Origin of the sequence: Mesorhizobium sp. M2E.F.Ca.ET.219.01.1.1, from assembly GCF_004016445.2 — a bacterium.
Classification (GTDB): Bacteria; Pseudomonadota; Alphaproteobacteria; order Rhizobiales; family Rhizobiaceae; genus Mesorhizobium.
Window position 1 is genome coordinate 339099 of record NZ_SADT02000007.1, and the last position, 11508, is coordinate 350606.

Annotated in this window: 13 protein-coding genes; 7 read left to right on the plus strand and 6 right to left on the minus strand. The window is 62.7% G+C overall.

Annotated elements, in window-relative coordinates; translation table 11 throughout:
• Positions 1-644, minus strand: a 644-nt coding sequence (locus EN862_RS30100) for an aminotransferase class I/II-fold pyridoxal phosphate-dependent enzyme (RefSeq protein WP_135913274.1), incomplete at its 3' end; no start/stop codon positions are given.
• A gap of 235 nt (positions 645-879) precedes the next feature.
• On the opposite strand from EN862_RS30100, the gene EN862_RS36340 reads away from it, so the two are divergent.
• A complete protein-coding gene (locus EN862_RS36340; protein WP_189475880.1) occupies positions 880-1056 on the plus strand; it encodes a hypothetical protein in 177 nt (58 codons plus the stop codon).
• A 51-nt stretch (positions 1057-1107) separates the two neighbouring features.
• Here the strand turns inward: EN862_RS36340 and EN862_RS30105 are convergent, their stop codons facing one another.
• On the minus strand, positions 1108-1644 hold the full coding sequence (locus tag EN862_RS30105) for an Hsp20/alpha crystallin family protein (RefSeq protein ID WP_127867472.1): 537 nt from the start codon (positions 1642-1644) through the stop codon (positions 1108-1110).
• 393 nt (positions 1645-2037) lie between these two features.
• Between EN862_RS30105 and EN862_RS30110 the strand changes: the two genes are divergently transcribed.
• The gene (locus EN862_RS30110; protein ID WP_127867471.1) at positions 2038-2253 is read left to right on the plus strand and encodes a hypothetical protein; all 216 of its coding nucleotides are present in this window, start codon (positions 2038-2040) and stop codon (positions 2251-2253) included.
• A gap of 59 nt (positions 2254-2312) precedes the next feature.
• Here the strand turns inward: EN862_RS30110 and fixJ are convergent, their stop codons facing one another.
• A complete protein-coding gene (fixJ, locus tag EN862_RS30115; RefSeq protein WP_127867470.1) occupies positions 2313-2924 on the minus strand; it encodes a response regulator FixJ in 612 nt (203 codons plus the stop codon).
• A complete protein-coding gene (locus EN862_RS30120) occupies positions 2914-4401 on the minus strand; it encodes a PAS domain-containing sensor histidine kinase (RefSeq protein WP_127867635.1) in 1488 nt (495 codons plus the stop codon). The genes fixJ and EN862_RS30120 overlap by 11 nt, the downstream gene beginning before the upstream one ends.
• A 256-nt stretch (positions 4402-4657) precedes the next feature.
• Between EN862_RS30120 and EN862_RS30125 the strand changes: the two genes are divergently transcribed.
• Positions 4658-5467, plus strand: coding sequence for a universal stress protein (locus EN862_RS30125; protein ID WP_127867469.1), 810 nt, complete (start codon positions 4658-4660; stop codon positions 5465-5467).
• 10 nt (positions 5468-5477) lie between these two features.
• A complete protein-coding gene (gene mgtA / locus EN862_RS30130; RefSeq protein ID WP_127867468.1) occupies positions 5478-8156 on the plus strand; it encodes a magnesium-translocating P-type ATPase in 2679 nt (892 codons plus the stop codon).
• A gap of 108 nt (positions 8157-8264) precedes the next feature.
• Here the strand turns inward: mgtA and EN862_RS30135 are convergent, their stop codons facing one another.
• Both EN862_RS30135 and EN862_RS30140 read right to left on the minus strand, forming a co-directional pair.
• Positions 8265-8732 (minus strand): DUF2231 domain-containing protein, encoded by a 468-nt coding sequence (locus EN862_RS30135; protein WP_127867467.1) that lies wholly within the window; start codon positions 8730-8732, stop codon positions 8265-8267.
• 50 nt (positions 8733-8782) lie between these two features.
• Positions 8783-9049 (minus strand): hypothetical protein, encoded by a 267-nt coding sequence (locus tag EN862_RS30140; RefSeq protein ID WP_127867466.1) that lies wholly within the window; start codon positions 9047-9049, stop codon positions 8783-8785.
• A gap of 163 nt (positions 9050-9212) precedes the next feature.
• On the opposite strand from EN862_RS30140, the gene EN862_RS30145 reads away from it, so the two are divergent.
• The 3 genes from EN862_RS30145 to EN862_RS30155 are packed head-to-tail and all read left to right on the plus strand — an operon-like array spanning position 9213 to position 11505.
• On the plus strand, positions 9213-9503 hold the full coding sequence (locus tag EN862_RS30145; protein ID WP_245519739.1) for a PepSY domain-containing protein: 291 nt from the start codon (positions 9213-9215) through the stop codon (positions 9501-9503).
• Positions 9500-10165, plus strand: coding sequence for a response regulator transcription factor (locus EN862_RS30150; protein ID WP_042647167.1), 666 nt, complete (start codon positions 9500-9502; stop codon positions 10163-10165). Before EN862_RS30145 ends, EN862_RS30150 begins: the two co-directional genes overlap by 4 nt.
• Positions 10165-11505, plus strand: a complete 1341-nt coding sequence (locus EN862_RS30155) for a HAMP domain-containing sensor histidine kinase (RefSeq protein WP_127867464.1) — start codon at positions 10165-10167, stop codon at positions 11503-11505. The genes EN862_RS30150 and EN862_RS30155 overlap by 1 nt, the downstream gene beginning before the upstream one ends.
• The last annotated feature ends 3 nt before the right edge of the window (positions 11506-11508 follow it).

The window sequence follows — 11508 nt, forward strand, 5'->3', positions numbered from 1 at the left end:
ACCTCGTCGATATAGGTCATGGCGTTGTAGCGCTCGGCCAGCTCGACGATCTCTCTGATCGGCGCGATGTCGCCGTCCATCGAATAGACGCTCTCGAACACGATCAGCTTGGCGCGCTCGCGGCCCGCAGCCTGCAGCAGGCTTTCCAGATGCGCGACGTCGTTGTGGCGAAAAATCTTCTTCTCCGCGCCGGAGCGCCGCACGCCCTCGATCATCGAGGCATGGTTGAGCTCATCGGAGAGCACTAGGCAGTTGGGCAAAAACCTAGCGATGGTCGAGATCGAGGCCTCGTTGGAGACGAAGCCGGAGGTGAAGACGAGCCCGGCCTCCTTGTCATGCAGGTCGGCGAGCTCCTGCTCGAGCTCGACCAGCGGGTTGGAGGTGCCGGAGATGTTGCGGGTGCCGCCGGCACCCGAGCCCATCTTGCCGGCCGCTCTCTGGAAGGCGGCAATCACATCCTCGTTCTGGCCCATGCCGAGATAGTCGTTGGAGCACCATACGGTGATTTCCTGGGCACGGCCGTTGGACCGCCAGATGGCGCGCGGGAACTTGCCCACGATCCGCTCGAGGTCGGCGAAGACGCGGTAGCGCCGCTCCTCGTGGAGCTGGTCGATCGCATCCTCGAAGAACCGCTGGTAATTCATGTCGAGCTCCTGTGCAGCCGAAATTCGTTTTGGGTAGCGCGTTGATCTACCTGGCCGACACCATACGAGGCATGCGAAGATCTCACTTTGAGCTATGTCAATTCCGGGATGCCTCCCGCGGTCGAGACAATGCGACTGGAGGCGGCTTCAGCCAGCGGGCTTGTGTTTCACAAAAAAAGTGGATGACCGCGATATTTGGAGTAGGAATGATCAACAGCCTGCATTGAGGGTAGTCGTGGACCGGTTCATTGCACGGGCTAATATTGCCCATTTCGAAGACTTGCTTGCCGCGGAAACTGACCCGCAGAAGCGCCGGGTGATCGAGAACCTGCTTGCGCGTGAGAGACAGAAGCTCGAAATCGCGGAGCATCAAGCCGAGGCCGCAGGGAAACCTTCGGATCCAAAGAAATGAGGCTCCTCAGTGCACCGGCCCGATGCACTGAGGAAATGACGATCTGTGGCTTCAGGCAGCCTTGACGGTGATCTTCTTCTCGGCCTTCTGCGCTTCGGCCGTCTTGGGCAGCTTCACAGTCAGAATGCCCTTGGTGAAACTGGCGTCGATCTTGTCGGCGTTTACACCTTCGGGCAGCCGGAACGAGCGCTGGAAGGAGCCGTAGCGGCGCTCCGAGAGATAGTAGTCCTTCTCCTTTTCCTCTTTTTCTTCCTTCTTCTCGCCCTTGATCGTCAGCACGTTGTTGGCGAGCTTGATGTCGACGTTCTTTTCGTCGATGCCCGGCAGTTCCGCAGTGATCTCGTACTCGTTCGTCTTTTCCACCAGGTCCATCGCCGGCGCCACGGGCCATTCACCGCGCAACTTCGCGGGGAAGTCCCTGCCGAAGAGCGAACGGGTGGCGGGCAGATGGAAATCGAAGGGATGAAAGTCATCGAAAAGCCGGTCGATTTCGCGTCGCAGGCTCTCGAAAGGTCCCGCCCAGTTATCCGATCGGGCGGGAACGTTCTTCTCGGTTCTCACGGGCAGTTTGGTAGCGGCCTCAGCCATGGCTTTTCTCCTTAAAGATGGATTGGGCAACAAGTGCCGCCGCCTCCGCTCTTTCACCGCAGGTCTTCCAGCACGCGCCAGAGAGAGGTCGGCGGACCTGCTCGACAGGCATCCTCGCTGAACTGACCCATCCGCTTCGCGACGTCCGCGTTTGATACGAGTCGATCGCGACCGCATTGCAATTCATGCGCGACCTGTCGAGGCCGGCATCAAAGCACCGGCATGGGCGGCCATCGTTGATCCGCGTCAAACAAGCCGCAAGAAGGAACGATTGGTATCAAAGAGCCCGAACCACGCTCGTTCAAGGGACGCCGGTTCGCGCCAAGGGCCTCCTGGCCGGAAAAATGTGACTCAAATCAAAGCGCGAGGCGAATCTTCGATCACACTGGCCGAATGTGGAATCCGATCGCAAGCGCGCCATCCGGCCGCAACCTCGAACTGGCCGTCATCGACGACGATGGCGTGCACGCGCTTGTGTTCCCCTGCGAAAAGGCGCCGGTGGGCTGGAAGGATGTCGCAACCGGAGCGCGGGTCGACATTCGTCCGACCCACTGGCGCGTCTGGAATCCGGAGGAACATCAGCTTGGCTCCCTGCAGAAGCCGCATTGATGCGCGCCGCCCGCTGGCGCGTGGCGTCTGGGCGGCGCGCATTTTCAGCGCGACGCGCTTTAGCTCTTCGGATCGGCGATCAAGGCCATGCGCACCAGATGCGAGAGGCTGCTGGCGCCCATCTTGCTCATGACATTGGCGCGATGGATTTCAACGGTCCGCGGACTGATCCCTAGATCATAGGCAATCGTCTTGTTCGGCAGTCCCGAAACAAGCCCGTCGAGCACCTGGCGCTCCCGCTCCGACAGCGTCGCAAGGTTCTTTCGAATCTCGGCTGATTGCGGGTGCGCCGCAACGGGCTGACTTCGGTGATCCAGGGCGGAGCGAATGGCATCGATGAGCACTTGGTCGTCGAATGGCTTCTCGATGAAATCGGCAGCGCCCTCCTTCATCGCCTGCACGGCGAGCGCAACGTCGGCATGACCTGTCATCACGATCACCGGCGCATTCAGGCCGCGTGCCTTCAGCTGCCGCAGGAACTCGATGCCGTCAATGCCGGGCATACGCACATCGGTGACGATGCAGCCGTCGATCTCCTTCGGTTCCGGTGCCAGGAATGCGGTCGCCGAGTCATGCAGGCGCACAGCAAAGTCGGCTGTCGCAAGAAGAAAACCCAGCGACTTGCGAACATCGACGTCATCATCGACGACATGAACGACATCATTGGCCACGGGCAACCTCGTCCTTTTCTACGGCACGCAAGGTGAACCGAAATGCCGTTCCTCCGCCGGGCATCGACTCGGCCCAAATATGACCACCATGCGACTCGACGATAGTGCGACAAATGGACAGACCCACCCCCATTCCCTGCTTCTTGGTGGTGACGAAAGGCTGGAAAAGCTGGGCAGAAACCTCGGGCGCCAGCCCCGGGCCGGTGTCGATCACGCCGATCTCCACCATCGCGTCATGTCGCGCCTTGGTGACCACGTGCAATTCGCGGCGGGGTGCGCCTTGCATGGCCTCCACGGCGTTTCTCATCAGGTTCAGCAATACCTGCTCGATCTGAATCCGGTCGGTCAAGACCAGTTCGGCCGTCGGATCGAGATCGTAACTGACGCGTACATCCGCTTCCCTGGCGCCGACAAGGGCCAGTGATGAAGCATCGTCGATGAGCCCCGACAGGCGTTCCACCTGGCGCTCGCTTTCGCCCCTGGCGACAAAATCCCTGAGACGGCGGATGACGTCGCCGGCGCGCAACGCCTGTTCGGCGGCCCTCTCCACGGCTTCCCGCAACATTGCGGCATTCTCGTCCTTGCTCTTCTCGAGCAGCCGGCGGCTGCCTTTGAGATAGTTCGTGATCGCCGTCAGGGGCTGGTTTATCTCATGCGCCAATGTGGAGGCCATTTCGCCGAGCGCGGTGAAACGGGCCATGTGCAGCAATTCCTGCTGCTGCTCCTGCATCCTGGCTTCAGTGGTGTGGCGCTCCGTCAGGTCGCGGCAGAAGCCGGTGAAGAAACGGCCCGTTCCCGGATGCATTTCGCCGACGGAGAGCTCCATTGGAAAGGTCGATCCGTCCTTGCGCATCCCGGTTACCGTTCGGCCGAGCCCGATAATGCGGCGTTCTCCCGTTGTCAGGTAACGCTGCAGGTATGTGTCGTGCTCCTCCCGATACGGCGAGGGCATCAGCATCTTGACGTTTCGTCCGATGACCTCGCCGGCCTTGTAGCCGAACAATATCTCGGCCGCCGTGCTGAAGGATTGGATGTTGGCGCCTTCGTCGATGACGATCATCGCATCGGGTACTGTCGCCAGGATCGAACGCAGGTGATCCTCGCGCAGCTGCAGCGCGGCGTTGGCGAATGACAGATCGCTGACGTCGGTGCCCTGAATGAAGATTGCGGTGATCCGGCCATCCTTTGCCCTGACGGGCTGGTAGACGAAATCGAGGATACGCTCCTCCGCAAGGCCGGTTTCATCGTTGCGCAGGACGATTTTGGCGCTGCGGCCGACATAAGGCTCGCCGGTTTCGCAGACGCGATCGAGCAATTCGAAGAATCCCTGGCCCTCCAGCTCGGGCAAGGCCTCGCGAGCCGACTTGCCGATAACCTGCCGCTGGCCGATCAAGTGCTGAAACGCGGCATTGGTCAGCTGAAAGACGTGGTCCGGCTCGCTGAGCAAGGCTATGAAGCCCGGAGCCTGGTCGAACATCAGGGCGAGAAGATCGTGTTCCGGCAAGATATCGAGGGCGGCCAGCGGCGACGGCTTGGCTGCTTCTGGCCGGCCTTGTTCCGTCTTGCTCACGAGCGGTCTCCGGATCGAGAAACAGCAGCGGCCGCCGATTTAGCACGCATCATTCCGCCCGCCAAACAGCCGCGCCGCCGCGACGATTTGATCTGTATCAAGGCGCCCCAAGCTCGCACAATGCAAGTGACAGAGCATTCCGCGTTCCGAGCGAGGTGCCTGCATGTCCTATAAAACGATAATCGTCAATCTGGCCGTTGATACAGACCCCGCGCCGGTCGTGAAGCTGGCTGCGGAACTGGCGCAGCGCTTCGATGCCCACCTCGTCGGCCTTGCCGCCGCGGACGTCCCGCCTTTGGTGTCCACGGGCGAGGGCCTGGTCTACGAAGGCGAGGTCATGCAGGTCCAGCGCACCGAGATCGAGAAGCGCCTTGCCGAATTGCGCGATATCTTCGAGAAGCTCGTCCCTGGTTCGGTCAGCAGCGAATGGACGCAATACATTTGCGGACCGACCCGCGCCCTCGGCCTTGCGGCCCGCTCGGCCGATCTCATCGTGACCGCCGAGGGCGGCGAGGATGTCTTCCGTGCCGTCGATGTCGGTAGCCTCGTGCTTGGCGCCGGTCGCCCGGTGCTGGTCACGGCGGGCAATGCCGAGCATCTCCTGGGCAAGACCGTCCTTGTCGCCTGGAAGGACAGCCGGGAAGCGCGAAGGGCCTTGTCCGATTCCCTGCCGTTTCTGGCGAAAGCCAACGAAGTGGTCGTCGCCACGATGGAAACCGAGTCCGGGGAAGATGTGCGAAACAGCCTCGCCGACGTCGCGGTTTTTCTGGAGCAGCATGGCGTCATGGCGCGAACCGAAGTGATCGCCGGCGAAGCGGATGGCGACAGGCTGGTAGCGTTCGCGCGCTCAATCCACGCCGATCTGATCGTCTCCGGCGCCTATGGTCACAGCCGGCTGCGAGAATGGGCCTTCGGCGGCGTCACACGCACGCTCATCGGCGAGAGCAATATCAATCGCCTGTTGTCGAACTGATCGGTCGGCCATGGTGACCGGTGGAGCCGATCCGACGGAACGGGCGACGGTCCGGCCCACCGAACCGCAGTCGACCGGCCGCGCGCCCGACATCGCCAAGCAGGCCTACTGGTCGCTTGAAGCAGATCGGCTGGTCGGACAACTGGAGACCTCCACTTCCGGATTGCTGAGCGCGGATGCGGCGGCCCGCCTTGCCAAATTCGGACGAAACGCCTTGGTGCCTCGGTCGAACCGATCGGCGTTGGCTGTGCTCGCGCGCCAGTTTCGCAGCCCGCTGGTCCTGATCCTGGTCTTCGCCGCCACCGTGTCGGTGTTCGTCGGCGAAGGTCATGAAGCAGCGATCATCGGCGCGATTGTGCTTGCCAGCTGTATTCTCAGCTTCACCCAGGAATATGGCGCCTCTCGTGCCATGGAGGCGCTGCAGCAGCGCATCTCCCGCAAGGCCACCGTGCTTCGGGACAGCTTCGAACGGACTGTTGATGTCGAGAACATCGTTCCTGGCGACGTCATCTGCTTGTCGGCGGGAAATCTCATCCCCGTCGATGGTGTCGTCCTGGAGTCGCGGGATTTCAACGTCAGCGAATCCGTTCTGACCGGCGAAACCTTTCCCGTCGTGAAATCCGCCGGCCGCTCCGCGCCCGAAGCCGGCATCGCGCAACGGACCAATGCCGTGTTCACCGGCACCTCGGTTCGCAGCGGAACGGCGAAGGTGCTTGCCGTCGCCACGGGAGCGCGGACCGAGTTCGCGTCGATCGCCGAAGCCCTGGAGCGGCGGATCCCGGAAACCGAGTTCGCCCGAGGCATCAGAATGTTCGGTTTTCTGATGACCGAGATCATGCTCGCGATTGTCATCATGGTGTTCTTCGCCAATGTGATGCTCAACCGGCCGCTGATCGAATCCCTTTTGTTTTCGCTTGCCCTCGCTGTCGGCCTGACGCCTGAGCTGCTTCCCGCAATCATCAGCGTCACCCTGGCCAAAGGCGCGCGCACGATGGCCGCCAGCGGCGTCATCGTGCGTCGCCTCGACGCGATCGAGAACCTCGGCAGCATGGACCTGCTCTGCACCGACAAGACCGGAACACTGACGGAGGGGGTCATTCACCTCGATGGATCGTTCGATGTCGAGGGCACCGCTTCGAAGGACGTCCTGCTTTGGGCGCGGCTGAACGCGACCTTGCAGACAGGGCTGAAGAATCCCCTGGACGAGGCAATTGCAAGTGCTCCGCATGACCAGGAGGATCTGTCCGGTTTTACCAAGATCGACGAGATCCCTTACGATTTTGTCCGCAAGCGGCTGTCCGTCGCCGCGCGGGAAAGCTCGCGCGAACAGATCCTCATCACCAAGGGAGCCGTCCAGAACGTCGTCGAGGCTTGTGGCTTCGTTCAGGGTCCGCAAGGCTTGGCACCCCTTGGCGCGGCGGAGCGCCAGGCGATCGACGACAAGTTCAGGCGCTGGAGCGCGCAAGGATATCGCGTTCTCGGCCTGGCGATCCGGAGATTTCAGGACAAGGCGGGCTTCAGCCGTGACGACGAAACCGGAATGGCCTTCGCGGGCTTTCTGCTCTTCCTCGACCCCCCGAAGGAGGGGGTGCGGAAAACACTGTCGGCGCTTACCGAGCGCGGCATTGGCGTGAAGGTCATCTCCGGCGACAATCGCTATGTCGCCGCGCACCTGGCCGAGGCTGTAGGCCTTCGGTCCGACAGGATCATGACCGGCGAGGATCTGTCGAAACTGACGAAGAATGGGCTTCTCGCCAGTGTGCGCCACACCGATCTCTTCGTGGAGATCGATCCCAACCAGAAGGAGCGAATTGTCGAGGCGCTGCGCCGGAGCGGCCACGTCGTCGGCTATCTTGGCGACGGCATCAACGACGCGCCGGCGCTTCATGAAGCCGACATCGGCATTTCGGTCGACACCGCCGTGGATGTCGCGCGCGAGGCCGCGGACATCATCTTGCTGAAGCGCGACCTGGGTGTTTTGGTGCGGGGCGTCGATGACGGCCGAAAGACCTTCGCCAACACGATGAAATACATCTCCATCACGACCAGCGCCAATTTCGGCAACATGATCAGCATGGCCGCGGCCTCGCTCTATCTGCCGTTCCTGCCGCTGCTGGCCAAGCAGATCCTGCTGAACAATTTCCTCTCCGACATCCCGGCTCTGGCGATCGCGGGTGACAACGTCGATGCCGAGCAGGTCCGCGGGCCGCGTCACTGGGACATCCGTTTCGTCAGGCGTTTCATGGTCAGCTTCGGGCTGGTGAGTTCCCTGTTCGACTTCGCGACCTTCGCGTTCCTTCTACTGGCCGTTCATGCCACGGCAGCCACGTTTCAGACCGCGTGGTTCGTGGAATCCGTGCTCACCGAACTTGCCATCGTGCTCGTCGTGCGAACCCACAAAAGGCTGTGGCACAGCCGCCCCAGCCATTTGCTCGCGGGCCTGACCCTCGGCGTCGGCATCATCTCCATCGCCGTCCCCTTTGCCCCGTTCGCCAGCTGGTTCGGATTTGTGCCCCTGGCGGGACCGGTGCTGGCCGGGTTGCTCGCGATCACCGCGCTGTACGTGCTTGTTTCGGAGGTCACCAAGAGCTGGCTCTTCGCCCATGGCAGCCGCGGCAAGCGCAGACGAAAAGCGACCGGCCCGCATCTGGATCGAGCCACGACCAGACCGGGCCGCGCCGCGGGTTAAGCTGGGGGAGGCAGCTCGATGACCGCCCCTGGGCGCCACTCGCACCGGTCTAGAAGTAGAAGGGCTCGCTTCCCGGATGACGGCGGACCGAGGCCGAACATTGAAAAGTCACCCCCCAACCGCGGCTTTGGTGACGTTCACGCCAAGGTCGTAGACCAGCTGCCCGCCATAATAACCCGTCACGGTGACCAGCGCCGCGCCGGCAATTTCGATTGCGGGAATGGCCGGGGCCAGCGTGCTCAGCTCTCGATTTCGCACCCACAGGACAAGCCGCAGCAGGCCCCAGCCCAGAAAGGTCAGGGCGCTGATCCCGCCCAGGCCCTCATGGATTTCCGCTATCTCGCTGCTGAAGCCGGCGGCCTCCGCGTGGTTGAGGGCCATGCCGCCGAAGTACCAGGTGCAGACGGCAAACAGCCCTGCGCCGACGGCGGCAAAGGTGGAAATCGTCCCTATGCCCGAGCGCGTCGTCACGGCGTTGCGATTGGCGAGAGCAGCAAGGTCGACGATGACGAGCACGTACATGAGCACGATCGGAAAATGCACGAGCATGGGATGGATGTGCTGAATTTCGGGCATCGCGGATATTCTCCAGGGAGGTTGATGGTCGTTGGCCGCTCGATCGGCCCTCAGTCGTCGCTGTCGCCGATTTCCTCGTCTTCCCGATCACTGCGCGCGCCGGATACAGTCTTGCCGTCGCCGCATTCGTCGTCTCCGACACCTTTGACCGACTTGGGCCCGGTGACGCTCATCATGGGGATGGACTCGAGGTCGATTGTTGCGGAAGAAGCGGCGGGTGCGGCCGCGCATGATCCGTGGTCGGATTCCGCGGCGGCGGGTATGACAAGGGCGGCCAGGCCGCCAAGGGCGACAAGCAAGACAGGAAGATTGCGCATGGTTTCGTATCCTTCTCCGCGCGCCCGTCATCGGGCGCGATGGCCCTTGATAGAGATGTGGCCCTTGCCGCCGGCTGACGATGATTGACAGCGGTTTGACAGCTTCCGCATGCGACAGCTCCCTTCCATGAAAGCCGTATCGATGAGCCTGGCAGCTCTGGGCGTGGCCGCGCTTGTGATGGCCTTGCCGTCTGCCGTCAGAGCGCAGGATGACGACGATGATCATGATCGGGCGCGCGATCTCCATGAGCGCGGCGAAATCGAGGGCCTTGCCGATATCATGGCCATCGTGCGCACCAAGGCTCCCGGCGAGATTGTTTCGGTCGATCTCATTCGCGCCGGAGACAAGTGGATCTATCGGTTCCAGGTGGTCGCCGCCGACGGCCGGCGCCGGATCGTTGACGTCGATGCCGGCGCGGGCGGTGTCTTGGGCGATGAAGGCGGCCACAGATGAAGATCCTCGTGGCTGAAGACGAACCGCGCATCGCCGCCGACATCGCGGCGGTCCTGAAGGCCTCAGGCATGGCCGTCGACATCGTCGACAATGGTGAAGCGGCCTGGTTCGCAGGCGATGTCGAGAACTACGACGCGGCGATTCTCGACCTCGGCCTGCCGAAGCTCGACGGCCTCACGGTGCTGAAGCGCTGGCGCGCCAATGGCCGCCGCTTTCCCGTCCTCATCCTGACGGCGAGGGGGCTGTGGACCGAGCGCGTGGAAGGCATCAACGCCGGCGCCGACGACTATCTTCCGAAGCCTTTTGAAATGGAGGAACTGCTGGCGCGGCTGCGAGCCATCCTGCGCCGTTCGAGCGGGCAGGCGGCACCAGTGCTGAAATCCGGCCCCTTGCTGCTCGACACGCGCCAGATGCGCATCTCGCTTCGTGGCGTTCCGGTGGCGCTCTCGCCGCTGGAATATCGGCTTCTCGCGTTCCTGATGCATCATGCCGGCCGTGTGGTTGCGTCAACCGAGCTCGCCGAGCATCTGTACAGTTCCGACAATGAACGCGATCCCAACACGATCGAGGTCATCGTCGCGCGTCTGCGGCGCAAGCTTGGCAGCAAGATCATCGAGACGCGTCGCGGTTTCGGTTACTTTGTCCCCGACGGGCCGGATTGATGCGCAATTCGATCCGTTTCAGGCTCTGGTCGGCTGCGGCGATATCGATTGTCATCGCCCTTGCCATCGCCGGTGTCGGTCTTCGCTATCTGTTTGAACTGAACCTCGAGAGGCGTGTTGTCAGTGAGCTGACGGACGATCTCAATGAACTGATCGCCGCGACGAGCTTCACGGCCGATGGCCGTCTGTTGGTGGCGTCCACGCTGGCCGACCAACGCTTTTCCAGTCCGCTATCCGGGCACTATTGGCAAGTGGAGGATATGGCCACCCACAGCCTCGTCCGGTCGCGTTCCCTGTGGGATGCAACGCTGGCCCTGCCCAAACAAGCCGGCAATGGCGAGTTGCGGAAGGAAGAACTCAAGGGGCCGGGCGGCGAACTCACTGTCGCCGTCTTTCGCACGATCACCGATGCGGACGGGCGGGCCTTTCGCGCCGTGGTGGCGGAAGACCATCGCAATGTGGAGGTTTCCGTTGGCGAGTATGTCCGTGACCTTGCGCCGGCCCTCATTGTGCTGGCCTCCGCCCTGATGGGAGCTTTCTTCATCCAGATCACCGTCGGCCTGGCGCCGCTGGAAAGCCTGAGGATCGCCGTCAAGAACGTGATCGCGCAGCGGACGGCGCGGCTGGACGTGGCCGCGCCGAGCGAAGTGCAGCCGCTCGCCGACGAGATCAACCGTCTGCTCGACGCCCAGGAAAAGGCCCTCTCTCGGGCGCGCTCGCGTGCCACCGATCTTGCGCACGGCCTCAAGACGCCGCTGCAGGTCCTATCCGCCGACATCCGGACCCTGCGCAAGAAAGGCGAAAGCGAGCTTGCCGACGAAATCGAGAAGAGCGCGAGCGCGATTCGCCGTCACGTCGAGCGGGAGTTGGCACGCGCTCGTCTGGCGCCCGGCGTTTCCGGCGATGCCGCCTGCCTTGTCCGCGAGGTGGCGAGCGGCGTGGTTGCGGTCGTCAAGCGCACGCCGAGGGGCAAGCAGCTCTCATTCATCATCGATGCCGCCGAGGATCTCATGGCGCCGGTCGACGAGGGCGATCTATCCGAGATTCTCGGCAATCTGGTGGAGAACGCGACGCGTTTCGCGAGCTCCGTGGTTCAGGTGAGCGCATCGGCAAGCGCCGGCGAGGTGATCATCGAGGTCGTCGATGATGGGCCGGGCATTCCCGAGGCCGCCCTGAACGCCGCTCTGGTGCGGGGCGTTCAGCTCGACAGCAAGGGCGGCGGCAACGGCCTCGGCCTGGCGATCGTTTCGGATATCGTCGAAGCCTATGGCGGCCGTCTCGAAATGGCCAATGCCAATTCCGGTCTGGCGGTGACCATCCACCTGCCGCGGCATGCTTGAGCT